Source organism: Streptomyces hawaiiensis, assembly GCF_004803895.1.
Lineage (GTDB): Bacteria > Actinomycetota > Actinomycetes > Streptomycetales > Streptomycetaceae > Streptomyces > Streptomyces hawaiiensis.
Genome location: NZ_CP021978.1, coordinates 4,591,986 through 4,615,679 on the forward strand (window position 1 = coordinate 4,591,986; position 23,694 = coordinate 4,615,679).

Consider the following 23,694-nt stretch of genomic DNA (forward strand, 5'->3'; position numbering starts at 1 on the left):
TGGACCAGCGCCCGGTCAGCTTCGTCACGGCGAGGTGCCGATGCCGTCTGTACATCTGTCTCCTCCAGTCCAGGTGGATGCGAGGTCCGAGCCCTCCCCTCGCGGGGCTCGGACCGCGCGCCGTCCCTCGACCAGTCGACCGGCGTACCGAGTTGTTCGGCAGGCCGTCTTCCAGCGCCGAACAACGAATGCGTGAGGAAAGAGTGAACGCCCCTTCCTCGCCCGCCGATTCGGCCGAAGGTCGATGCAGGGCGTACGAGGGGAGGGAGCGGGCAGGTGCCGGGACGATCAGGGCCGGGTCGCGCCGAGGGCGAGCTGGATCCGGCGGCCGGACCGGTACCGCGGTTCGCCGCCGGGCTGCGCGCGCTGCGCGAGTCCGCGGGCAGACCCACCTACCGGGAGATGGCCCGGCGGGCGCGGTACGGAGTGACCACCCTGTCGCAGGCGGCGGCGGGCAAGCAGCTGCCCACCCGCGCGGTGACGCTCGCCTATGTGAAGGCCTGCGGCGGCGACATCGCCGAGTGGGAGCGGCGCTGGCGTGAGGCCTCGGACGAGCTGGCGGCCGAGGCCGCCGCCGACGAGACCTCCCGGCCGCCCTACCGGGGCCTGACCCGGTTCGAACCGGGCGACGCGGAGCTGTTCTTCGGCCGCGACCAGCTCGTGGAGCGGCTCACCGAGCTGAACCGCAAGCACCGCTTCACCGCCGTCTTCGGCCCCTCCGGCAGCGGCAAGTCCTCACTGCTGCGGGCGGGCCTGATCCCCCGGCTGCGGGCGGCCTCCGACGACGATGTGCCGCCCGCGGCCGTACGGATCCTCACCCCCGGCGCGGACCCGCTGCACACGCACGCCGACCGGCTGCAGCCCGTCCCCGGGACGGACGCCGACACCTGGCTGATCGTCGACCAGTTCGAGGAGCTGTACACCCTCGGCACCGACCCGGCGGACCGGGACGCCTTCATCGACCGCCTCGTCGCCGCCACCGACGCGGACAGCCGGCTGCGCGTCGTCATCGCGGTGCGGGCCGACTTCCTCGGCCGGTGCGCCGAACACCCGGGGCTCACGGCCGCGTTGCAGGACGCCACGCTGCTCGCCGGGCCGATGAGCCGTGCGGAACTGCGGGAGGCCGTCGTCCGGCCGGCCGCCGCGGCCGGCCTGATCGTCGAACGGGCTCTGACCGACCGCCTCCTGGACGAGGTCGAGGACGCCCCGGGCGGTCTGCCGCTGATGTCGCACGCCCTGCTGGAGACCTGGCGCCACCGCAGCGGCCGCGCCCTGACGGAGACCGCGTACGAGGCCGCCGGCAAGCTGCACGGCGCGGTCGTACGGACGGCCGAGCAGGTGTACGGCGAACTCACCCCGTCCCAGGCGGAGTCGGCCCGCCGCATTCTGCTCCGCCTGGTCGCGCCCGGCGACGGCACACCCGACACGCGGCGCCCCACCGACCGCGCGGAGCTCGACTTCGGCAGCCCCGCCGACACCCGGGTGGTCCTGGAACGCCTGGCCCGGGCCCGTCTCGTCACCTTCGACGACGGCACCGTCGATCTCGCCCACGAGGCCCTGATCACCGCCTGGCCCCGCCTGCGCGCCTGGATCGACGCCGAACGCGACCGGCTGCGGGTCCACCGCGCGCTCTCCGAGGCCGCCCGCACCTGGCAGGCCCTCGGGCAGGAGAACGCCGCGCTCTACGCCGGCTCCCGGCTGAGCGCAGCCCGCGACGCCTTCCCGGCAGACGACACCGCATCGGGCAGTGACGAACTGACCCCGCCGGAGCGCCGGTTCCTCACCACCTCGCTCCGGCGCCGGCAACGGGCCCTGCTCCTGCGCCGAACCGTCGTGGCCGTCCTCGCCGCGCTCGCCCTCCTCGCCACCGGCACCGCCGTCGTCGCCCTCCAGGCCCGCGCCACCGCGCAGGCGGAACGGGACGACGCCGTCTTCGGCCGGCTCACCGCCGAGGCCGACCGGGCCCGGGAGACGCACGCCGGGCTGGCCGCCCGGCTCGATGTCGCCGCGTACCGCATGCGCTCCACCCCGGACCTGAGGACCCGGCTGGCATCGGACGCGAGCCGGGTGCTGGCCGCCCGGCTGCCCGGCCACGACGGGGTCGGCAGCTCCGTGGTGTACGCCCCCGACGGCCGCACACTCGCCAGCGGCGGTCACGACGGCACGGTCCGGCTGTGGGACACCGCCACCGGGAAGGCGCTGGGCGGGCCCCTGCGACTCGGCACGGGCGGGGTCGGCGCGGTCGCCTTCGCACCGGCGGGCCGCGACCTGCTGGCGGCCACCGGGGAAGGCGGCACCGTCCGCCTGTGGGACGTACGCGACCGGGAGCGGCCCCGCGCCGTCGGCCGGCCGCTGGTGAGCCACGACGAGGAGAACGTCGTGTCCGCCGCGTTCGCCCCCGACGGCCGGACGCTGGCCACGGCCGGCGACGACGGAACCGTACGGCTGTGGAACCTGACCGACCCGGCCCACCCCGCCCCCCTGGGCAAGCCCGCCGAGGCCGACGAGTCGGACGACGCCCGCGTTCGCGCGGTCGCGTTCGCGCCGGACGGCCGCGTGCTGGCCTCGGCGGGCTACGACGGCACCGTGAGGATGTGGCAGTACAGCCGGGGCGACGGCATCGCACCGCTGGGCAAGCCCCTGCGCGCCCACGCCGCCCCGGTCTGGACGCTGGCCTTCTCACCCGACGGCCGGACGCTGGCCACCGCCGGCTTCGACGAGACCGTACGGCTGTGGGACGTCACGGACGCCGGGCATGTCCAGCCGCTGGGCGAGCCTCTCACCGCGCACACCGCACCCGTCATGTCGGTCGCGTTCAGTCCCGACGGCGAGACCCTGGCGAGCGCGGGTGAGGACGACTCGCCCCTCCTGTGGAACGTGGCCAACCCCGCCTATCCGCAGCAGCTCGGGGAGCCGCTGACCGGCCACACCGAGGCCGTGTGGGAAGTGGCCTTCAGCCGCGACGGCCGTACCCTCGCCAGCACCGGCGCCGACGGCCGGGTCCTGCTGTGGCACCGGCCCCCGACCGTCCTCACCGACTTCACCAACCCGGTGACCGCGGTCGCCTTCAGCCCCGACGGCCGGCTGCTCGCCGCCGCGAGCACCGACGACGGGCTGGTCCGCCTGTGGGACGTCCGCCGCCCGGACCGCCCGCGCCGGCTGCCGCGGCCGCTCGGCCACGAGGACGAGGTGCTGGCCGTCGCGTTCGCCCCGGACGGCCGTACGGTGGTCAGCGGCTGCGCGGACGGGACGCTGCGTCTGTGGGACGTCTCCACGCCGGAGCGCCCCGCCGCGCTCTCGGAGCCGGTGCGCGCACACGGCGGGGGAGTGCACACCGTCGCCTTCGCCCCGGACGGGCGCACCATCGCCACCGGAGGCGCGGACGACACGGTGCGGTTGTGGGACGTCCGCCGCCCGGACGACGTACGGCCGCTCGGCCCGGCCCTGCGCGGCCACACGGACGTCGTGACCTCCCTGGCCTTCGCCCCGGACGGCCGCCTCCTGGCCAGCGGCGCCGAGGACGCGACGGCGCGCCTGTGGCGGGTGGGCGCACGGCCCAGGGCCGCGGGCGCGGCCCTCACCGGTCATGAACAGGCCGTCAACGCCGTGGCCTTCGCCCCGGGCGGGAAGACCCTGGCGACGGGCAGCGACGACCGGACGGTGCGGCTGTGGGACGTGGCGAACGGCAGCCGCCCGCTGGGGCGGCTGACCGGACACCGCGCCGACGTCCGGGCCGTGGCCTTCGCCCCGGACGGGAAGACCCTGGCGACCAGCGGTGGCGACCACACGGTCCGTCTCTGGGATGTGCGGCATCCGGCGCGTGCCGAGCCGTCCGGCCAGGAACTCACCGGCCATCTCGACACCGTCACCACTGTCGCGTTCAGCCCCCGCGGCGACGCCCTCGCCTCCGCGGGCTACGACCTGACGACCCGGCTGTGGACGCTGGACGCGGACCGCGCCGCGCACTACGTCTGCGACCACACCCGCGGTGTCCTCACCCGCGCGGAATGGGCGAAGGATCTGCCGCGACTGCCTTACCGGGAGGTGTGCGAGCGGCCCTAGGGGTTGGCGAACTTCAGCACGGCGCCGTCCTCGTCGTGCGCCACGACGGTCGCCTTCAGCTCGTTGCCGAACCCGGCCTCACCGCCCGCGCCGCCGAGCTGCATTAGGGTGCCCGCCGTCCGGAACGTGACGTGGTCGTCCGCCACGGAGACCCGCACGCTCACGCCGTTCGCGGTGATGTCGGCCTCGGAGGTCACGAGGACCTCGCAGGCGCCGTCCGAACAGGCCCGGTAGTTCCTGCCGTCCGCCGCCTCGGGAAGCGGACCGGTGGGTTCGGACGTGGCCGTGGAGGTCTCCCCGGTGGCGGGCTTCCCACCCGGGGTGCACCGCTCGGCCCGCTGGTACGCGGCCGCGAGGCGCGGGTCCGCCTTCGTCAGCGCCGGCAGGTCCGGCTTCGGCGGGGTCAGGGACTGGACGAGCCTGTCGACGTCCGCGGCGCTGCCCTCGGCTTGTTCGAGGCCCACCGCCGGCGACACCCCGTCGAGTCGGGCCACGACCCGCCCCACCTTCTTCTGCCAGGCGTCGCGCAGCCGGTCGGCGGCGGGAACGCCCGACGCGCCGAGCTCCGCCAGGTCGCTCTCCACGCTCCGCACGTCCGTCGGTGTCCCGGCGAGGTAGCCGACGGCCCGGGCCCGCGCGGACAGCTCGTCCTCGTCCGGATCCCGGATTCCTCTCAGCTCTTCGGCACTCTCTGCCCGGAGCTCCTTGACCGCGTTCGCCGACGCGCACATTCCGCCCACCCATCGCACGAGTTCCCCGGACGCCGGCCGGGCGGGCGTCGGCGCCGCGGACCTGGTGTCGTCCGACGCGCCGGTCCTCTCGTCCGCCCCGCCCCCGCACCCCCCGACGGCCAGCACCAGCCCGGCGACCACGACCCCCACGCCCGCGCTCCTGCCCATCCGACGACCCCTCTCCGTGCTGCGAACAACCGGTACGGCAGGCCCAGTTCAGCCCGGTCCGGGTTTGTTCGGCCACCCCGGCCGGCAACCCGAACAACCGGTACGGGCGGCCGCCGGGGGTGGTCGCGCCTCGACCCGGGGCGTCCTTCGGGAGCCAGGATTTCCGTATTCCGTAAGTGAATTTCGCATGGGACTCAAGCCCCCTTTTCCCCTCCGTCCCAGGCGAAACTCCAGCCATCCGCAAGGAAATTCGAGCAAGGGTGCAAATTCGTCAAGAAATCGGCATCGGCGTTTTCCGGACTTTACTCGCCGGTAAAACCACGAATCGTTTCGGCATATCTACGATTCCCCACTATGACCGACTCTCCCCGGGACGACTCCGCCACCCGTGCCCGCTGGCAGACCTGTCTCAAGCTCGCCCGTGAACTCCTCCTCGTCGGGCCGGACGGCGAGGACCTCAAGCTCGGCTATCTGCACACCCTGATCGACACGGGACGCCTCGGCGCCACCCCTCACCCGCGCAAGAAGATCATCGTCGTCGGCGCCGGAATCACCGGACTCGTCGCCGGGCGATTACTCAAGGACGCCGGCCACGACGTCACGATTCTGGAGGCCAACGCCAGCCGCGTCGGCGGGCGCATCAAGACCTTTCGCGCCACCAAACACCACCAGCCCTTCGACGACCCGGCCCAGTACGCCGAGGCCGGTGCCATGCGGCTGCCCGACTTTCATCCGCTCGTCCTCGCCCTGGTCGACAAACTCGGGCTCGGCCGCCGCCAGTTCTACAACGTGGACGTCGATCCGGGCACCGGCAGCGGCCCCGACGTCCCCCCGCCCCCGGTGACGTACACCTCGTACACCGGCCGGACGTGGACCTACGGCGACGACAGCCCCGGCTTCCGCGAGCCCGGCAAGCTCGGCAACTCCTGGATCCGCACCAACCGCGTCCAGGTCCGGCGATCCGACTACGCCTCCACGCCCGAGCGGATCAACGAGGGCTTCCACCTCACCGGCGACGAAGTCCGCGCCCCCGTGGTGAAGATGGTCGACGACGCGCTGGAGGTCGTGCGCGACTACTACTCGGACGTCGTCGACGGCAAGCGCGTCAACAAGCCGTACGACGAGTGGGTCGAGGGCTGGGCCCGGGTCGTCCGCGACTTCGACGGCTACTCCATGGGCGGCTTCCTGCGCGAACACGCCGGGCTCAGCGACGAGGCGATCGAGGCCGTCGGAACCCTGGAGAACATGTCCTCGCGGCTGCACCTGTCGTTCTTCCACAGCTTCCTGAGCCGCAGCGACATCAACCCCGGCGTCCGCTACTGGGAGATACCCGGCGGCAGCTGGCGCCTGCCGCACGCCCTGCACCAGGGCCTGCGCGAGGAGGTGCGGCTCGGTCACCGCATGATCCGGCTGGAATACCACGACCCCAGCCGCGACACCGACCCCGAGGGGACCGGCGCCGTCGGACCCGATGGCTGGGGCGTGGCCGTGCAGACCGTCGCCGAGGACGATCCACAGGCGCCACCCCGGCTGTGGACGGCGGACCTGGCGATCGTCACCGTGCCGTTCTCCGCCCTGCGCTTCGTGGAGATCGTCCCGTCGATGTCGTACAAGAAGCGCCGCGCGGTCATCGAGACCCACTACGACCAGGCCACCAAGGTGCTGCTGGAGTTCAGCCACCGGTGGTGGGAGTTCACCGAGGACGACTGGCGTGAGGAGCTCGACCGTATCGGTCCGGGACTGTACGAGTACTACCGGCAGGCCGGGCCCGCTCTGACCCTCGCCGAGACGGACAGCGCTCCCGCCCTCACGTTCTCCGGCGCGGACGCCGGGCTGCTCGGTGCCGCCGTCAAGGACAGCAGCGTCACCGAGGAGATGCGGGAGCTGAACAGCAGCCTGCCGCTGCGCGGCCCGGCCGTCCGCCCGGCGACGCACTGCTTCGGGGGCGGCTCCGCCGCCGACAACCCCAACCGCTTCATGTACTACCCCTCGCACCGGGTCGAGGGCAGCACCGGCGGTGTCGTCCTCGCCTCGTACTGCTGGTCCGACGACGCCGCCCGCTGGGACTCCATGCGCGGCTCCGAGCGCTACGTCTACGCCCTGCGCAACCTCCAGGCCCTGCACGGCCGCCGTATCGAGGTGTTCTTCACCGGGCGCGGCGCCACCAAGAGCTGGGCCCGCGACCCGTACGCCTTCGGTGAGGCCGCCATCTACACCGCGCACCAGATGACCAGCTTCCACCTGGACGTCTCCCGGCCCGAGGGCCCGGTGCACTTCGCCGGCGAGCACACCTCCCTCAAGCACGCCTGGATCGAGGGCGCCCTGGAGAGCGCCGTCCGCGCCGCCCTCGCCGTCCACCAGGCCCCGCCCGTCACCACCCCGGGCCCGGACCGGGAGGGGACGCGCTCGTGACCGCGATCAGCCCGCACTGCACGGTCGCCCGCCATCTCGCCCTGCGGCTGGCCGAGTTGGGCATCACCCACCTCTTCGGCGTCCCCGGCAACCACCTCGGCCCGTTCCTGACCACCCTGCGGGCCGAGGGCGACATCGAGTGGGTGGGCACCCCGACGGAGGGCGGCGCGGGCCAGGCCGCCGACGCCTACGCCCGTATCCACGGTGTGGGCGCGGCGGCCGTCACCTACAGCGTCGGGGCCTTCAACCTGCTCAACGCCTGCGGCGGCGCCTACGTGGAGCAGGTCCCGCTCGTCGCGATCAACGCCGCACCGCCGTACGAGCAGTGGCAGAACTACCGCGCCCTCGGCCTGCTCACCTCGCACATGAGCCCCCGCGCCGAGAGCAACCTGGAGGCCTACCGGCAGGTCACCGTCGACGCGCAGGTCATCTCCAATCCGGGGCTCGCGCCCGGGCAGATCGACGCCGCGCTCACCGCCTGCCTCTCCGAGCGCAGGCCGGTCTACCTGGAGGTCATGGAGGACCTCTGGGACGAGCCCTGCCCCGAACCCGAGGCACCGCTCGTGCGCCGCGACCGGCCGTTCAGCGCGCGCAACCGGCCCATGCTGGACAAGGCCGTGCAGGCGGTCCTCACCCTGATCGAGAAGCATCCGGGCCCGGACGGCAGGCCCCGCCCGATCGTCTGGGCCGGTGAGGAGATCGACCGGTTCCGCCTCGCCGGGCAGCTCACCGACCTGGTGGAGGCCACGGGCGTCCCCTTCTGCACCACCGTCGGGGCCAAGGCCGTCGTCGACGAGGACCTGCCGCAGTTCCACGGTGTCTACAACGGCCACGCCAGCCACCCGGACGTGCACGGCGTCTTCAAGGACTGGGCCACCTGCCGGATCGGCCTCGGCGCCTGGTCCACGTCGAAGAACCTCGGCGGCGAGCAGTGCGTCGGCGGCGACTGGGTGATGGCCGCGCACGGCGGCGTCAGCGCCGGCACCTCCTACTTCCCCGACGTCCAGTTCGAACAGCTGCTGCCCGCCCTCCAGGACGCGCTGGTCAAGGCGTACGGCTCCGGGGGCCTGGCCGCCGACTACTACGCCGAGTCCTACGCCCACCACGGCCCGCGCGGCCACCGCCCGGCGGCCCTGGACCACCACCGCGCCACGCTCCGCGCCGCCCGCTCGTCCCGCCGGCGCTCCGAGCACCTCACGTACGACGGCGTGTTCGACCGGATCAACCACTTCCTGAACCAGGAGAGCGGGGACGACTGGACGGTCGTCTCCGACGCCGCGTTCTCCCTCATCGGCTCGATGAACCTGTCCCTGCCCGCGGGCGGGTTCCTCTCCCAGGTCAGCTGGCTGTCCATCGGCTGGTCGGTCGGCGCGGCCACCGGCGCTGCCCTGGCCCCCGAACGCGAGGACGCCCGCCCGATGGTGTTCGTCGGCGACGGCGCCTTCCAGCAGACCTGCCAGGAGCTCTCCACCCACACCCGGCTCGGACTCCGTTCCGTGGTGTTCGTCATGGACAACGGCCACTTCTACGGCATCGAGCAGATGCTGGTGCACCCGTCGTTCTACGCGGACCGGGACCACGAACCGGACCACTACAACGTCCTGCACCCCTGGCACCACGACCGTCTCGCGGACGTCTTCACCGGCCGGGACACCCCGGCGAACGGCACGGTCATCGCGCACCCCGCGGACCTGGACGACCTCCTGGAACGCCTTCGCGACCCGGCCGACCCGCTCAACGCCGGGCCCCTCCTGGTCCGCGTCCGCCTGCACCGGCACGACTACCCGAGGGCCATGGCCTACAAGGTCCCCCACGAGAAGGAGCAGTCGCATGGCTGATCTCAACGTCCTGATCGCGTTCGACGCGGCGACGATCGTCGAGCGGAACCCGGGCGCGTCCCGCAACCCCGACGCGCCGACCCAGGTCGACCAGAGCCTGATCTACATGACGACGCGACATGACCACATCGTCGGCACGTCCGGCGCCGAGCTGAACCTCCGCGCCGAACCCGGCGACAGCATCCGCTGGCGCGAGACGACCCTGTCTCTGGGCAGCGACTACAAGGCCCTGCTCTACCGGTACGTGAGCAGCGACCCCCAGCACCAGCTCATCCGCACCCCGGAGATCGAGGTCATCGACGGTGTCTACCCCCTGCCGAAGGAGGGCTCGGAAGGCAGGCCGGAATTCGAGACCCAGCGCTATGCGGACCACTACTGGCGCACGACCGTCAAAAGGCCCGGCAAGGTCGTGTACCACTTCTTCTTCCAGATACTCGACCGCCACCGCCAGTTGAAGGGCTACTTCCAGTGGGACCCCTTCATCACGATCGAAGACGCCTGACGCCTGACGCCTGACGCCTGACGTCCACCGGCCCCGGCGGGGGAGTACGGCCACAGCGACTAGGCTGAACGCCGTGGAGCTCCTGCACCTGCGCTACTTCCTCGCCGTCGCCCAAGAACTGAACTTCTCCACCGCGGCCCGCAAACTGCACATGGCCGCGTCCCCGTTGAGCCGGCGGATCAAGGATCTCGAGAACGAGGTCGGGCACCGGCTGTTCGACCGGGACACCCATCACGTGCGGCTCACCCCGGTCGGCAACGCGCTGCTGCCGATCGCGCGCGGGGTGCTGGAGCAGGTCGACTCCATCAAGTGGCGGCTGGACGAGACGTCCCGGCCGCGGCGGACCACCCTGCTGCTCGGTGTCCCCAGTGGCGTCCACCCCGACCTGCGGGAACGGATGGACGCCCTCGCCGAGCGGGTCAGCGACCGGTTCGAGATCAAACGCTGGCCCGGCGGCACCGACCGGCTCGTCGACGCGGTGTGCGACGGCAGACTGGCGCTGACCCTGGCCCGGCTCCCGGCCGGGGGCGACCCGGCGCTGGAGCAGGTGCCGGTGATGTCGGAGCGGCTCGGCGCGGTCGTGCCCCGGGACCGGTTCGCGGGACGCGAGTCCGTCGCCCTCGCGGAACTGGCCGAACTCGCCTACGCGGGCTCCCCGACGGCGGTGACCAACGCGTACTTCCGCGGACTCGACCAGCAGCTGTCCGAACTCGGCATCAAGAAGCGCGTCGAACTGGGCAGCGCCACCTTCGACGGAGTTTCCGAAATAGTCTCCAGCGGTCTGGCGTTCTCCATTTCCATGCTGGATCCCAGAAGCCCCGTGCAGAACTACCGTCTCGACAATGTCGTCGTCCTCCCCTTCTCCGATTTCCATCCTCGTCTGGAGACCGGGCTGATCTGGCGCAAGGACCGGGCCCACGGTGGTGACCTCGAGGAAGTCGTGGCGGCGGCCCGCGAGGTGTTCGCCGAGCCGCTTCACTCGTAATCGTCAAAAAACCTTCACAAAAGGCGGTATGACCACTGTGGTCATACCGCTTTTCGTTATTCGGTCATTCCATTTCCTTTGTCTCCGGTGCTGTTCGCTGTAACTTAGTTGCTAGATACACATACATGGCGAAGCAAGGAGTGAGGGAAAAGCGATGACGGACCTTACCGACACCGTCGCCGGCCCGCTGGAGGGCGTCCGCGTGATCGACCTGTCGACCGTGGTGATGGGCCCCTACGCCGCCCAGATCCTCGGCGATCTGGGCGCCGACGTGATCAAGATCGAGTCCCCGTCCGACACCGTGCGGACCGGCCACTACCGCACCACCCCGGGCATGACCCCGCTGAACCTCAACGTCAACCGCAACAAGCGCAGCGTGTCCCTCAACCTCAAGGACGACACCGACCGCGAGCGCGCACTGCGGCTGATCGACACCGCCGACGTGCTGATCACCAACATGCGCCCCGGTGCCCTGCACCGCCTCGGCCTGTCCTACGACGACATCGCCGCCCGCAACCCCGGCCTCGTCTACGCGCACGCCCAGGGCTTCCGCAGCGACTCGGACCGGGCCGGCAACGCCGCGTACGACGAGACCGTGCAGGCCGCCTCCGGCCTGGTCGACATCGCCGACCGCGCGCTGGGCGAGCCCGTCTACCTGCCGACCATCATCGGCGACAAGGTCTCCTCCCTGACCATCGCCTACAGCGTCCTGGCCGCCCTCCTGCACCGGAACAACACCGGCCAGGGCCAGCTCGTCGAAATCCCGATGACGGACACCCTGATCGCGTTCAACCTGGTCGAGCACCTCGCGGGCCACACCCACGTACCGGAGACGGGCCCCACCGGCTTCGCCCTGTCGATGCTGAAGGGCCACAAGGCGGTGCGCACCAAGGACGGCCTGGCCTGCGTCATGCCGTACAACCCGCAGAACTACCGGGACTTCCTCACCGCCGCCGGACGTCCGGACCTCGCCGAGGACCCGCGGGTCAACGGGGACGCCATCGACAGCGCCGACCACGAGGACCTGGCCGCGCTCCTGGAGGTCTGCGCCCCGGCACTGACCACCGAGGAGTGGGCGGAGGTGTGCGCCAAGCACAGCATCCCGATGGCCCCCGTGCTGGAACTCGACCGCGCCCACGACGACCCCTACGTCCGCGAAGGCCACCTGCTCGACACCGCCGAGCACCCGACCGAGGGCACGGTCCGCACCATCGGCATCCCGCTGCGCTTCTCCGCCACCCCCGGCTCGATCCGCCGCCTGGCGCCGGTCGCGGGCCAGGACACCGAGGACGTCCTCGCCGAACTCGACGCCACCGCCCGCTGATCGCCACAGGAGGACAGTCATGAGCACCCCCACACCTCCCGTCGTGCGCACCGAACGCATCGGCTCCACCCTGCTGATCACCCTCGACCGCCCCGAGGCCCGCAACGCCGTGAACGCGGCGACCGCCACCGCCCTGGCCGCCGCACTCGACGCACTGGAGGCCGACCCCACGCTGCGGGCCGGCGTCCTGACCGGCGAGGGCGGCACGTTCAGCGCCGGCATGGACCTCAAGGCCGCCCTGCGCGGCGAGTCGCCCGAGGTCGAGGGCCGCGGATTCGGCGGCCTGACCGAGGCCCGGCCGGACAAGCCCCTCATCGCAGCCGTGGAGGGCGCGGCCATGGGCGGCGGCTTCGAACTGGCCCTGGCCTGCGACCTGATCGTCGCCGCCGAGGACGCCCGGTTCGGCCTCCCCGAGGTCAAGCGCGGCCTGATCGCCGCGGGCGGCGGCGTGATCCGCCTGCCCCAGCGCATCCCGCACCACCTCGCGATGGAACTGCTGCTGACCGGCGAGCCCGTCGACGGCCGCCGCGCCGGCGAACTGGGCCTGGCCAACCGGGTCGCCGCCAAGGGGCAGGCCGTCGCCGAGGCGCTCCGGCTGGCCGACGGGGTCGCGGAGAACGCCCCGCTCGCGCTGGCGGCGGTCAAGCACGTCGTCCGGGCCGCCGACGGAGCGTCCGACGAAGAGGCCTTCGCCTTCCAGCGCGGGGAGATGAAGTCCCTGATGGCCTCGGACGACGTCCGCGAGGGCATGACCGCCTTCGCCGAGCGCCGCCCGCCGCGCTGGACGGGGCGGTGAGGCCGGCATGAGGACCGAGGACGTACGACAGCACCTCACCACCCCGCTCACCAGCCCGGCGTACGCGCCGGTGGTCCCGCGGTTCACCGACCGCGAGTACCTCAACGTCGTCTACCGCACCGACCCCGAAGCGCTGCGGGCCGTCGTCCCCGAACCGCTCCGCATCGCCGAGCCGCTGGTCCGCTTCGAGGTCATGAAGATGGGCGACGTCAGCGGCTACGGCCCCTACACCGAGGCCGGCCAGGCGATCCCCGTCAGCTTCGGGGGCGAGCGGGGCGAGTACCTGCACGCGATGTACCTCGACAACTTCCCGGCGACCGCCTCCGGGCGTGAGGTCTCCGCCTACCCGAAGGTCATCGGCTCCCCGGCGCTGTACGTCGACTCCGGCGCGCTGGTCGGCACCCTTGACCACGGCACCCTCCGGGTCGCCACCGCGACCATGGGCTACAAGCACCACGAGCTGGACCGGCGCGAGGCCGAGGAGCAGATCGGCGTGCCGACCTTCATGCTCAAGACCGTCCCCGGCTACGACGGCATGCCGCGTGTGCAGGAACTCGTCCGCACCCGCATCACCGACCTCACCGTCAAGCAGGCGTGGACCGGACCCGCCCGGCTCCAGCTGTTCCAGCACGTGCTGGCCCCGCTGGCCGACCTGCCGGTGCTGGAGGTCGTCTCCGCCAGCCACATCCTCACCGACCTGACGCTCGCGGGCGCCGAGCCGGTCCACGACTACCTGAAGGGAGCCGCGTCATGACCCGCACCTTCCGTAGGGCCGCGGTGATCGGCGCCGGGACCATCGGACTGTCCTGGACGGCGCTGTTCGCCGCGCACGGCCTGACCGTCCGGGTGAGCGACCCGCGCGAGGACCTCGCCGAGGCCGTGAACGAGGCACTGGAGGAGTACGCCCCGCACCTGGCCGCCCGCGGCCTGGACGTCACGGGCCTCGCCGACCGGGTGGAGATCGCGGCCGGTGTCACCGACGCGGTCCGGGACGCGGACGTCGTGCAGGAGAACGGCCCCGAGCGGGTCGAGTTCAAGAAGGACCTGTTCGCCACCCTCGCCCGTGAGGCTCCCGCCCACGCGCTGCTGCTCAGCTCGTCCTCGGCGATCCCGTCGACCGCGTTCACCGGGGAGCTGGCGGACGTTGACGCAGCCCGCGTGCTGATCGGCCACCCGTTCAACCCGCCGCACCTCGTCCCGCTGGTCGAGGTCGTGCCGGGCGAGCGCACCGGCGAGGACGCCGTACAGGCCGCGTCGGACTTCTACACCTCGGTCGGCCGCACCCCGGTCGTCGAGCGCAAGGAGATCGCCGGCTTCGTCGGCAACCGCCTGCAGAACGCGCTCAGCCGCGAGGCGGTGTACCTCGTCGAGCAGGGCGTGGTCACCCCCGAGGACCTCGACAAGGTCATGACGAACTCGCTGGGCCTGCGCTGGGCCACCGTCGGGCCGTTCCTCGGCTCGCACCTGGGCGGCGGACCGGGCGGCTACCGGCACCTGGTCGAGCACATCGGCGCGTCGATGAAGCAGACGGGAGCGGGCCTCGGCACCCCGTCGCAGAACGAGGAACAACAGGAACGGCTCATCCGAGCCGTGGAAAAGGCCTACGGCTCCTCCACGTACTCGCAACTCACCGAGACGCGCGACCGCAGGCAGCTCGCCGTCCTGTCCGCCCTGGACAGCGCCGACAAGGAGGAGAACTGAGATGACCACCACCATCGAACCGCTCGAGGACCAGCTGGTCGCCGACTTCTACGGCTACGAGTCGCTGCTGCCGGACGACGAGCGCAAGATCCTGCTCAAGGCCCGCGCCCTCATGCGGGACCAGGTCAAGCCGCTGGTCAACGACAACTGGGCCAAGGGCGAGTTCCCGAAGGAGCTCATCGGTCTGTTCCGCGAGAGCGGCCTCGCCGGCCTGCCCTACGAGGGCTACGGCGAACACCCCGCCGCCGTCAGCAACCTCCTCAGCGGCATGCTCGCCCTGGAGATGACCCGCACCGACGCCTCGGTGTCGACGTTCTTCGGCGTCCACAACGGCCTCGCGATGTACTCCGTCCACTCCGGCGGCGACCAGGAGCAGCGCGACCGCTGGCTCCCGGAGATGGCGGCCATGGACAAGATCGGCGCGTTCGCGATGACCGAGCCGCTCGGCGGTTCCGATGTCGCGGGCGGTATGCGCACCACCGCCCGGCGCGAGGGCGACACCTGGATCCTCGACGGCGCCAAGAAGTGGATCGGCAACGCCACCTTCGCCGACTACGTCGTGGTGTGGGCGCGGGACGTCGACGACAACCACGTCAAGGGCTTCGTCGTCGAGAAGGGCACGCCCGGCTTCAGCCCGGCGAAGATCGAGAACAAGCTGGCCTTCCGCATCGTCGAGAACGCCGAGATCACCCTGACCGGCGTCCGCGTGCCGGAGGGCAACCGGCTGCAGAACATCAACTCCTTCCGCGACGTCGCGGAAATCCTGCGCGCCACGCGCGGCGGAGTGGCCTGGCAGGCTCTCGGCGTCATGGTCGGCGCCTACGAACTCGCCCTGGACTACGCCCGGGAGCGCCGTCAGTTCGGCCGCCCGATCGGCGGCTTCCAGCTCGTCCAGGACCTGCTGGTGAAGAGCCTGGGCAACATCACCGCGTCCTGGGGGATGCTGGTGCAGCTGGCCCGGCTCCAGGACGCCGGCGTCTTCCGTGACGAACACTCCGCCCTGGCCAAGGCGTTCGTCACGTCCCGGATGCGGGAGGTCGTGGCCTGGAGCCGTGAGATCTTCGGCGGCAACGGCATCCTGCTGGACCACGACATCGCCCGCTTCTTCGCCGACGCGGAGGCCATCTACTCCTTCGAGGGCACCCGCGAGATGAACACCCTGATCGTCGGCAAGTCGATCACCGGCCAGAGTGCCTTCGTCTGACCACAGGCGCACGCCAGGACGAATCAACCCCGGGTTCCCACCCGGGGTTTCGTTCTGCCGGGCCGGCATATCGCGTGGCCGCCCGGCCCCGGGACGCGTACGGTCGGCGCGGTGAGCAGGAGACGCTACGTGGCCAGGGGAGTACCCGGCGGCTACCGCATCTGGGACAACCGGGGGCGCCGCTGGTGGGGCGACCTCTATGAGCTGTGCCCGGACGACCTCCTGACCGAGCTCAACGGTCAGGCGGACCAGACGCGGATCACCGCGCTGATGAAGCGCTACCGGGCGCAGAAGCGATAAGCACCCGCATGCGCCAGCCCTGGGCAGGCGCCGGGCCGCCAGGGCCGGCCGTCCTTACTGACGCACCAGCTTCTCGAAGAAGAACTCGTGCTTGAGGAACGACGTCGCGTGCTCCGCCCCCGGATACGGCGGCACGAGCGGGGACGCCTGAAAGAGCCGCCAGCCGTCCTCCAGGGCGGCGGTCCCCGTCTCGTACGGCGGTTCGTCGCTGTCACCGGTCGTCGGGCGGGTCGTGCCCGTGCCGTCGTAGCGGGCCCAGCCGACGACCTTGGAGTCGAGGGCGGAGGTGTCGAGGTAGAGGACGAGGACCTGCTGGCGGGTGGTGGTCACGCGGTGCTCCTCTGCGCGGCGGGCGCGGCGGGCCGGTTGGTGATGCGGGTGGCCCAGTGGTCGATGTCGAAGCCGGGGTCGGCGGACAGGGAGCGCCACAACAGGATCCGGTTGTGGATCTCCAGCCGGGCGGTGGCCTGCTCGTACCAGGGGAACGTGCGCCGCAACTCCTCGCGGACGGCCGGGGAGTCCACGTCCCGCGTGTCCCACAGCCGCACCTGCGGCACGGTCGGGTTGAAGCGGATCTTGTACATGTGGCGGACGGTGTCGCTGTCGTTGCGCCGCCCGCCGTGCCAGATGCCGTGGTGCAGCAGGAGCACGGTGCCCGCCGGGCAGGTCAGCCGGGTCTGGCCGCGCAGGTTCTGGTAGCGGCCGGTGTCGGACTCGTTGGTGCGGCGCAGATGGCTGCCCGGGACGACGAGCGTGCCGCCCATGCCGGCGGTGACCTCCTGCGGGTAGTACATGAGCTGCACGTCGAACGCGTCGGCCCGCACATCGATGAGGGCGTCGGCGTGCAACGGCTGCGCACTGCCCTCGTGGGGCGGGCGGGTGTGGACGAAGTGGTGGTCCACGGCAGGATCCGGTCCCACCAGGCTCTCCAGCGCGCCTGCCACGGACGGAAGTCCGAGAAGCCGGCGGGCGAAGGAACCCTCGGGGAAGGCCACCGGTACGGGAGTGCCGTACGGCACGGCGGGCGGCGCCCCGGCGGCGAAGAGGCCGAGCGCCTCCTCGTTCATCTCCCGGGGCACGACGCCGTCCAGGCGCAGGAAACCCTGGGCCGTGAACCGCGCCACCTCGACGGAGCTCAGCAGCTGCTTTGTGGTTGGCATGACGCAACCGTAGAAGCGCCAGGGCGGGCAGTCGTGGGGTGTAATCGGCGACCACTGGTAATTTTCCACCATGCCGACCTTCGTGGAACTGCCCCTCGACCTGCCGCCGGACCTGGTGCACGCGGGCGTGGGCGTGCACGGCTCCGCCGGCCCGCACGAGGTCTTCCGCCTCCCGCACCTGTGGCAGCTCCACCTCTACGGCTACTCCGGCACCCTGGAGACCGGCGGCGCCCGGCACCCGATCCGCCCCGGACACCTCAGCCTCGTACCGCCCGGCACGGAGGTGCACTTCCACTACGACGCCCCGCGCTGCGAGCACCTGTACGCCCACTTCCGCCTGCCGGGCGACGGGGAGCGGCGGCGGCTCCCGGCGATGCAGGACGCCGGCGCGGAGGCGGCGGTGCTGAGCGGGCTGCTGCGCCGGACGATCGCGGCGGGCGCGCAGTCCCCGGCCCGGGCCTCCGCGGAACTGTGGACGGTGCTGTGGCGCACGACCGGCCTGACCGAGGCCACCGAGACGCCCTCCGGGGCCCGGCACCCGGCGCTGCGGGCGGCCATGGCCCATATCGAGGAGCGCCTGGCCGACCCGCTCAGTGTTCCCGGGATCGCCCGGGCCGCCGGGGTGTCGCACACGCACCTGACCCGGCTGTTCCGCGAGGACACCGGGCACACGGTCGTCGGCTACGTCCGGCGACGCCGCATGGAGCGGGCCCGTCACCTGCTCATCGCCTCGACGCTGGCGATCCCGGCCGTCGCGGCGACGGTCGGGATCCCCGACCTCCAGGCGTTCAACAAGACCTGCCGCAAGGAACTCGGCGCGTCGCCGCGTGCCGTGCGCAAGGCCGCGGGCGCGTAGCCGTCAGCGGCCCGGTGAGCGGCTCTTCGGATGACAGCCTGAGAACTCCCGTGCGAACACGGGTTGTTGGCGTGCGCTAGGATTCTTTACCGAGCTCTTACGCTCGGTTGAGCGTGGCCGCGCACAGTCGTCCGGCCGCTCGGTTCGTCGACAGTGGCCGCCCGGCTTACCGGGCCGGCGTGAGGGGGGCGTGACATGGGGCGAGTGGTGCCCGTCCGCGTCCACAACGCCGCCCGTGACGGCGTCCCTGATACCGGCCGCGGTGTGAGCGGTCTCCTCTCCGTCTGACGCGTGACGCCTGACGCGTGACGCCTGCCGTTTGACGCCCGACGCCTGATGCCCGATGTCTGCCGTCTGACGTCCGAAACGTGGCGCATCGCGCGTATCCCGGCCGGTGACGGCCGGGAGCGGAGCACACCGCCGACGCCGCGACACCGAGTGACCGGCCCCGTCGTCCCGACGCGAGGCCACGCCCCCTTCCGCCGCTCACCGAGCCGTACCCACGGGCATTTCACGCCCACTGGCACAGACGCCGCAGACCCGATCAACGGAGGTCAGACGCCCGTGCACGACACCACCGCCATGCTCATCGAACTCGGGGCGATCATTCTCGCCCTGGGACTCCTGGGACGCCTCGCCGGACGCGTGGGCTTCTCACCCATACCCCTGTACCTGCTGGCCGGGCTCGCCTTCGGCCAGGGCGGCATCCTGCCGCTGCGGGCCAGCGAGGAGTTCGTCGCCACCGGCGCCGAGATAGGCGTCATACTCCTGCTACTCCTGCTCGGCCTGGAGTACAGCGCCTCCGAGCTGGTCACCACACTCAGGACCCAGTACCCCTCCGGAGCCGTCGACTTCGTCCTCAACGCCGCCCCGGGAGCGGCCATGGCGTTCCTGCTGGGCTGGGGACCGGTCGCCGCCGTCGCCCTGGCCGGGGTCACCTGGATCTCCTCGTCCGGGGTCATCGCCAAGGTGCTCGGCGATCTGCGCCGGCTCGGCAACCGTGAGACACCGGTCGTCCTCGGTGTGCTGGTCCTGGAGGACCTGGCCATGGCGGTCTATCTGCCGATCCTCACCGCCCTGCTGGCCGGGGTGAGCCTCGCGGGCGGCGCGGTCACCCTGCTGATCTCGCTGGGCACCGTGGGCGCCGTCCTCTACGTGGCGCTGCGGCACGGTCGCCTGGTCAGCCGTGCCGTGTCCTCGGACAACGCCGAGCTGCTGCTGCTGGCCGTCCTCGGTCTGACCCTCCTCGTCGCCGGGCTCGCCCAGCAGCTGCACGTCTCCGCGGCGGTCGGCGCGTTCCTGGTCGGCATCGCCCTGTCCGGCGAGGTCGCCGAGGGCGCCAGCAGCCTCCTCACCCCGCTGCGGGATCTGTTCGCCGCGGTGTTCTTCGTCTTCTTCGGACTGCACACCGACCCCGCCGCCATCCCGCCCGTGCTGCTGCCCGCGCTCGCCCTGGCCGCCGTCACCACCCTGACGAAGATCGCCACCGGCTACTGGGCCGCCCGCCGGGCCGGCATCTCGCCCCGGGGCCGCTGGCGCGCGGGCGGCACGCTGGTCGCACGCGGCGAGTTCTCCATCGTCATCGCCGGTCTCGCCGTCGGCACCGAACCCCGCATCGGCCCTCTGGCCACCGCCTACGTCCTGATCCTGGTCATCCTCGGCCCACTCGCCGCCCGCTGGACCGAGCCCCTGGCCCGCCGCGCCACCCGTCACCCGGCCCACCCGGCACCGCCTACCGCTCCACTCGCCGAGTCGCCCAAGGAGGCGACAGCCGCGCACAGTTGACCCCTCGTGCGGGGGCCCCGGGCCGTCGGCGGTGCTGTCCGGATTGGCTGTTTCCCGGAAGGGAGCTTTCCGGCAACCTGACGAGCACCCCGGGAACCGGTAGGCGGCCAGGGGAGAATTCCGTCCAGGAGGACCGGAAGGAAGCGTCGGCATGATCGAGTGGAAGCCCCTGGGCACCGGAGCCAGGCCCGTGCCCCGGCCCGTGGCCACGCCGCTGGTCTGGGCGGGGGCCGGCGTCGGGGCGCTGGTGCTGGTGGCGCTCGTCAACACCGTGGTGGGGCCGGACCGGCCGGAACTGGCCCTGCCCGCACTGTCCGTGCTGGCCGCCCTGCTGGGTCTGTGCGCGCGCTTCAAGGCCGCCCCCGGTACGGCGCTGCTGTGCTGGCTGTTCCTCAACGGCTTCGCCATACCGCCCGCGGGCACCCTCACCTGGGCAGGTGACCGCGACACCACCTGGCTGGCCTGCCTGCTCACCGCCGCCCTCATCGGCACGGCCCTGGCCCGCCTCGTCCACGCCCGCGCCGCCTACCGCCGCCTGGCCCCCGGCCGTCCCCGACCCGAGACCGCCACCGGCGAGGGACCGTACGATTCCTGACGGTAGCCGGTCCTGTCGGCGCTGTCGCGGAGCCGCGAAAACCGCCGGCCGGGCGGCGGTCACCCGTCTCGGGAAGCGGCTCGCCGCCCGTCCCACGACCGGGGTGAGGCTTGCCGAGGGTATGGTCACCGGCCAGGATGGTGACGTGACCCTCGACCATGTCTTCGTCTGCGGGAACCCGGCGCTCGACTTCGCCGCCACGCTCCGGGCCCGCCGCTCGGCGTGTTCCGAGATGTTCGTGACGCCGGACCGGCTGACCGCATGGTACGTGGAGTCGGGCCTGGTCGACGCGGTCTCCGCCGGGCAGGAAGGTGACGTCGAGCGGGCGAGGGCCGTGCGGGAAGCGGTCTACCGGCTGGTCACCGCCCGTCGGCTGGGGGAGGAGTACGACGGGGCGGCGCTGACCGTCGTGAACAACGCGGCCCGCACGCCGCCCGCCGTGCCGCAGCTCACCCCGGCGGGGCGATGGACGCAGGCGACGCCCGACGAGGCCCTCTCCATGGTGGCGCGGCACGCCGTCGAGCTCCTGAGCGGCCCGGACGTGCCTCTGCTCAAGGAGTGCGGAAATCCGGAGTGCACCCGCACCTACATCGACCGCTCGCGGGGCATGCGGCGGCAGTGGTGCGGGATGGATTCCTGCGGCAACAAGATCAAGGCAGCCGCGTACCGTGCCCGCAAGAAGACCGCGACGGCCCTCTGACCCACTGACCCACTGACCGATCCACCCGCATGCCCCGCGCCGGTCCGGACCGCCGCTAGCCGCCGACGTACCAGCTGAATCCGCCGTTGCTGCTGGCCACGGCCAGGAGCACCAGCCACAGGACCACGTCGACGATGCCGAGGATGATGCCGGCCTTCGCCATCCCGGCGCCGTTCTTGACCGAGGCCTGCCGACGCGCGACGGCACCGAAGACGATGGCCAGCGGGCCCAGAATGATGTTCAGGAAGAACAGGCCGATGATGCCGCAGCACAGGCTCGCGATCGCCAGGCCGTTGGTGCGCGAACCGGAGGACGCGGCAGAGGAACCGCCGTAACTCGCCATGGAAAACTCCCAGTTGTCGATGGCACGGACCGAACGGGCCGCACTCTCCTCACTTTCGACTTGTTTTGTTCGAATGCCCCTCTGTGGCGTTCCCATGACAACCAATTCGGGGGAGTGCCCCGTGAGTTCTCGCGTCAGCGGCTGTGGACGCCGACCTCGTGCAGGGAGTAGCCCCAGCCGGTGCCGCGTTCCTGCCCGTGGACGCGGACGTACCTGGCCTGGGTGCCGGCGAATCGCGCGGTGTCCAGGCCGCCGTCACCGGCCGTCGTGGAGTACACGGTCCGCCAGTTCTCGCCGTCGGCGGAGAGCTCGACCCGGTACGACTTCGCGTACGCCCGCTCCCAGTCGAGGGTGACCCGCCCCACGGTCTGTGGGGAGCCGAGGTCGATCCGGTACCACTGGTCGTCGCTCCAGTCGCTGGCCCAGCGGGTGTGGCGGTCGCCGTCGACGGCCCGGTGCGGCTGGTAGCTCGTGAACAGGCTCCACTCCGAGGAACTGGCCGACACGGACGAGCCGGCCGCGAGGTTGACGCCGGACTCGTGGCCCTCGGAGGCCGCCCAGGTGTCGAGGTAGGACTCGGCGCCCCGGAACAGGTCGTCGACCACGTCCCGGCCGCCGACGCGGCGGATGTCCTCGATCCAGTCCGGGACGAGTCCGTAGTGGGCGGCGCCGTCGGTGTTCAGGTCCCAGGTGCGCTCGCCGGTGGTCTGCCGGTCGATGACCGAGCCGCCGTCGGTGCTCTTGAACGGGTACGTGACCTTGTTCGGCGCGTCCGCCCCGCGCGGTCCCGGCCAGCCGCCGACGCCGTTCATGTCGGTGCCGTAGCCGTAGCCCACGCCGTACTTGTCGCGCAGGGCCTCCGTGCGCTTCGCCTCCGCGATGAAGCCCTCGGAGCCGTGCATGTACTGGGCGATGAAGCCGCCGAGCCCGTAGACCCGCTCGGTCCAGTCCAGGTCCATCCAGCTGTGCGAGGAGAGCACGCCGGGGTAGGACTCCGCCTCGAAGATGTCGAGCACCCGGCCGGTGGCCTTGACGCTCATGTGGTCGATCTCGAGCATCATGCCGCGCTTCATCATGCCGCGCACGGCGTACTCGCCGAGGTCGGTGAGCCCCCGCACGTTGCACTGGGCGTCGGCGCTGTACGAGGGGACCTCCTCGCCCGCCGGGAGCTTCTCCTCGGCCGCGGGCGCCGCCGCGTTGCCGATCGGGTTGTCGGCCTGCGGGCCCGTGCACTTCTCCGTCTTCCAGTACGTGCCGGTCGACAGGAATTGCCCGACGTTGATGGCCGTCCCGAGCGTGCCCGAGTCGAAGCGCACCCCGCACAGGGCGTTGTCGAACTTGTGGCACAGGAACATGCTGCGCACGCCCAGCGCGTGCAGTTCGTCCAGGCCCTTGTCGATGTCCGCCCTGCTGCACTGCGCGATGTCCAGGACCTGCTTGCAGCCGAAGGGCTCGGAGGTCTCCACCCCCATGATCACCGCCAGCTTGCCCTGCTCGATGACCTCGCGGGCCTGCGCGCTGTCGGTGACGACCCGGAACCAGCCTTTGCCGGGCCCGCCGTACATCCTGTCGACGAAGGCCTGCATGTCGTAGGTCAGCTTGGCCTGCAGCCGGATGGACGTCATCTCGTCGCAGGAGCGGTCCTTGAAGAAGTAGACGGAGCAGATCACGCCGTTGGTGACGAGGTCGTTGACCAGCACCCGCTGCCCGCCGCGCCATGCCCGCTCGATCCAGGCGTAGTAGTTCTGCTGATGGGTCAGCGAGTCGTGCGCGGGCCAGTCCTTGAAGGTGGGCCAGCCGTTCGGGTCGTGCTTGCCGTCGCCGCCGTTGGTGATGAAGTCGAAGATCGCGAGCGAGCCGTCGGGGTAGTGCTCGGGGCAGTCCCTGAGCGCGTCGGCCACGCCCTGCTCGGAGAACGGCTTTCCGCAGATCAGACGGCCGCCGAAGGCCTCGTTGGAGAAGATGTGGTCGTGCGCGTCGACGAACCCGCGCACCTCGCCCCGGGCGTTCGTGCCGGTGAAGGGCTCGCCCGTGACGTCGATCCGGGAGTCCGGCGCGGGCCGTGCGGTCGGGTCCCACCAGTCGTTCCCGGCCGCCGCACTCGGTGTGGGTCCGAGCGCGATCGACAGTACGAGCAGGAGGAGCGACACAACGGTGACGTTCCTGCGTCGGCGGTACGGGCGTCCGGAACCGGTCACAGCCCACGTCCCTCGGTTGACAGGTCGCTCGGTC

20 protein-coding genes are annotated in these 23,694 nt (G+C 71.8%); 15 read left to right on the forward strand and 5 right to left on the reverse strand.

Annotation, left to right across the window (positions count from 1 at the left end; all coding sequences use genetic code 11):
• Nucleotides 1–276: 276 nt before the first annotated feature.
• Nucleotides 277–4,062, forward strand: a complete 3,786-nt coding sequence (locus tag CEB94_RS21155; protein ID WP_175433715.1) for an nSTAND1 domain-containing NTPase — start codon at nt 277–279, stop codon at nt 4,060–4,062.
• Here the strand turns inward: CEB94_RS21155 and CEB94_RS21160 are convergent.
• Nucleotides 4,059–4,961: a hypothetical protein gene (locus CEB94_RS21160; RefSeq protein ID WP_175433716.1), complete on the reverse strand. Its 903-nt coding sequence runs from the start codon at nt 4,959–4,961 to the stop codon at nt 4,059–4,061. The two genes, CEB94_RS21155 and CEB94_RS21160, sit on opposite strands and share 4 nt — an antisense overlap.
• Nucleotides 4,962–5,315: 354 nt before the next feature.
• On the opposite strand from CEB94_RS21160, the gene CEB94_RS21165 reads away from it, so the two are divergent.
• From CEB94_RS21165 to CEB94_RS21210, 10 genes are all read left to right on the forward strand, one after another.
• Nucleotides 5,316–7,373 carry a flavin monoamine oxidase family protein gene (locus CEB94_RS21165; protein WP_175433717.1) on the forward strand — a complete coding sequence of 686 codons (2,058 nt, stop codon included), beginning with the start codon at nt 5,316–5,318 and terminating at the stop codon, nt 7,371–7,373.
• Complete coding sequence (locus tag CEB94_RS21170; protein ID WP_175433718.1) at nt 7,370–9,211, forward strand: thiamine pyrophosphate-binding protein; 1,842 nt, start codon at nt 7,370–7,372, stop codon at nt 9,209–9,211. Before CEB94_RS21165 ends, CEB94_RS21170 begins: the two co-directional genes overlap by 4 nt.
• On the forward strand, nt 9,204–9,713 hold the full coding sequence (locus CEB94_RS21175; RefSeq protein WP_175433719.1) for an inclusion body family protein: 510 nt from the start codon (nt 9,204–9,206) through the stop codon (nt 9,711–9,713). Before CEB94_RS21170 ends, CEB94_RS21175 begins: the two co-directional genes overlap by 8 nt.
• A 73-nt stretch (nt 9,714–9,786) precedes the next feature.
• Nucleotides 9,787–10,698 carry a LysR family transcriptional regulator gene (locus tag CEB94_RS21180; protein ID WP_175433720.1) on the forward strand — a complete coding sequence of 304 codons (912 nt, stop codon included), beginning with the start codon at nt 9,787–9,789 and terminating at the stop codon, nt 10,696–10,698.
• 154 nt (nt 10,699–10,852) lie between these two features.
• Nucleotides 10,853–12,022 carry a CaiB/BaiF CoA transferase family protein gene (locus tag CEB94_RS21185; RefSeq protein ID WP_175433721.1) on the forward strand — a complete coding sequence of 390 codons (1,170 nt, stop codon included), beginning with the start codon at nt 10,853–10,855 and terminating at the stop codon, nt 12,020–12,022.
• 19 nt (nt 12,023–12,041) lie between these two features.
• Nucleotides 12,042–12,818 (forward strand): crotonase/enoyl-CoA hydratase family protein, encoded by a 777-nt coding sequence (locus CEB94_RS21190; protein ID WP_175433722.1) that lies wholly within the window; start codon nt 12,042–12,044, stop codon nt 12,816–12,818.
• Between the two features lie 7 nt (nt 12,819–12,825).
• Entirely contained in the window at nt 12,826–13,572 is a 747-nt protein-coding gene (locus CEB94_RS21195; RefSeq protein ID WP_175433723.1) for an acetoacetate decarboxylase, read from the forward strand.
• Nucleotides 13,569–14,519, forward strand: coding sequence for a 3-hydroxyacyl-CoA dehydrogenase NAD-binding domain-containing protein (locus tag CEB94_RS21200; protein WP_175433724.1), 951 nt, complete (start codon nt 13,569–13,571; stop codon nt 14,517–14,519). The genes CEB94_RS21195 and CEB94_RS21200 overlap by 4 nt, the downstream gene beginning before the upstream one ends.
• Before the next feature lies 1 nt (nt 14,520).
• Nucleotides 14,521–15,723, forward strand: coding sequence for an acyl-CoA dehydrogenase family protein (locus tag CEB94_RS21205; protein WP_175433725.1), 1,203 nt, complete (start codon nt 14,521–14,523; stop codon nt 15,721–15,723).
• A 111-nt stretch (nt 15,724–15,834) separates the two neighbouring features.
• The gene (locus CEB94_RS21210) at nt 15,835–16,023 is read left to right on the forward strand and encodes a hypothetical protein (protein WP_175433726.1); all 189 of its coding nucleotides are present in this window, start codon (nt 15,835–15,837) and stop codon (nt 16,021–16,023) included.
• A gap of 54 nt (nt 16,024–16,077) precedes the next feature.
• Here CEB94_RS21210 and CEB94_RS21215 read toward each other — a convergent pair whose 3' ends face one another.
• Entirely contained in the window at nt 16,078–16,353 is a 276-nt protein-coding gene (locus CEB94_RS21215) for a hypothetical protein (RefSeq protein WP_175433727.1), read from the reverse strand.
• A complete protein-coding gene (locus tag CEB94_RS21220; protein ID WP_175433728.1) occupies nt 16,350–17,183 on the reverse strand; it encodes a phytanoyl-CoA dioxygenase family protein in 834 nt (277 codons plus the stop codon). The genes CEB94_RS21215 and CEB94_RS21220 overlap by 4 nt, the downstream gene beginning before the upstream one ends.
• Before the next feature lie 70 nt (nt 17,184–17,253).
• On the opposite strand from CEB94_RS21220, the gene CEB94_RS21225 reads away from it, so the two are divergent.
• From CEB94_RS21225 to CEB94_RS21240, 4 genes are all read left to right on the forward strand, one after another.
• Nucleotides 17,254–18,039 carry an AraC family transcriptional regulator gene (locus CEB94_RS21225; RefSeq protein WP_175433729.1) on the forward strand — a complete coding sequence of 262 codons (786 nt, stop codon included), beginning with the start codon at nt 17,254–17,256 and terminating at the stop codon, nt 18,037–18,039.
• A gap of 564 nt (nt 18,040–18,603) precedes the next feature.
• Nucleotides 18,604–19,824: a cation:proton antiporter gene (locus tag CEB94_RS21230; protein ID WP_175433730.1), complete on the forward strand. Its 1,221-nt coding sequence runs from the start codon at nt 18,604–18,606 to the stop codon at nt 19,822–19,824.
• 151 nt (nt 19,825–19,975) lie between these two features.
• Complete coding sequence (locus CEB94_RS21235) at nt 19,976–20,419, forward strand: hypothetical protein (protein ID WP_175433731.1); 444 nt, start codon at nt 19,976–19,978, stop codon at nt 20,417–20,419.
• A gap of 145 nt (nt 20,420–20,564) precedes the next feature.
• The gene (locus tag CEB94_RS21240) at nt 20,565–21,119 is read left to right on the forward strand and encodes a CGNR zinc finger domain-containing protein (protein WP_175433732.1); all 555 of its coding nucleotides are present in this window, start codon (nt 20,565–20,567) and stop codon (nt 21,117–21,119) included.
• A 55-nt stretch (nt 21,120–21,174) separates the two neighbouring features.
• Here the strand turns inward: CEB94_RS21240 and CEB94_RS21245 are convergent, their stop codons facing one another.
• Nucleotides 21,175–21,462, reverse strand: a complete 288-nt coding sequence (locus CEB94_RS21245) for a DUF4190 domain-containing protein (RefSeq protein ID WP_030846526.1) — start codon at nt 21,460–21,462, stop codon at nt 21,175–21,177.
• A 134-nt stretch (nt 21,463–21,596) separates the two neighbouring features.
• Nucleotides 21,597–23,660 (reverse strand): discoidin domain-containing protein, encoded by a 2,064-nt coding sequence (locus CEB94_RS21250; RefSeq protein ID WP_175433733.1) that lies wholly within the window; start codon nt 23,658–23,660, stop codon nt 21,597–21,599.
• Nucleotides 23,661–23,694 lie beyond the last annotated feature (34 nt).

Excerpts from the sequence above, each read along its gene's own strand:
- CEB94_RS21220 (WP_175433728.1), bottom strand. The coding sequence starts at position 17,183 with ATGCCAACCACAAAGCAGCTGCTGAGCTCCGTCGAGGTGGCGCGGTTC.
- CEB94_RS21200 (WP_175433724.1), top strand. The coding sequence starts at position 13,569 with ATGACCCGCACCTTCCGTAGGGCCGCGGTGATCGGCGCCGGGACCATC.
- CEB94_RS21195 (WP_175433723.1), top strand. The coding sequence starts at position 12,826 with ATGAGGACCGAGGACGTACGACAGCACCTCACCACCCCGCTCACCAGC.
- CEB94_RS21165 (WP_175433717.1), top strand. The coding sequence starts at position 5,316 with ATGACCGACTCTCCCCGGGACGACTCCGCCACCCGTGCCCGCTGGCAG.
- CEB94_RS21205 (WP_175433725.1), top strand. The coding sequence starts at position 14,521 with ATGACCACCACCATCGAACCGCTCGAGGACCAGCTGGTCGCCGACTTC.
- CEB94_RS21225 (WP_175433729.1), top strand. The coding sequence starts at position 17,254 with ATGCCGACCTTCGTGGAACTGCCCCTCGACCTGCCGCCGGACCTGGTG.
- CEB94_RS21190 (WP_175433722.1), top strand. The coding sequence starts at position 12,042 with ATGAGCACCCCCACACCTCCCGTCGTGCGCACCGAACGCATCGGCTCC.
- CEB94_RS21160 (WP_175433716.1), bottom strand. The coding sequence starts at position 4,961 with ATGGGCAGGAGCGCGGGCGTGGGGGTCGTGGTCGCCGGGCTGGTGCTG.
- CEB94_RS21175 (WP_175433719.1), top strand. The coding sequence starts at position 9,204 with ATGGCTGATCTCAACGTCCTGATCGCGTTCGACGCGGCGACGATCGTC.
- CEB94_RS21245 (WP_030846526.1), bottom strand. The coding sequence starts at position 21,462 with ATGGCGAGTTACGGCGGTTCCTCTGCCGCGTCCTCCGGTTCGCGCACC.
- CEB94_RS21185 (WP_175433721.1), top strand. The coding sequence starts at position 10,853 with ATGACGGACCTTACCGACACCGTCGCCGGCCCGCTGGAGGGCGTCCGC.
- CEB94_RS21235 (WP_175433731.1), top strand. The coding sequence starts at position 19,976 with ATGATCGAGTGGAAGCCCCTGGGCACCGGAGCCAGGCCCGTGCCCCGG.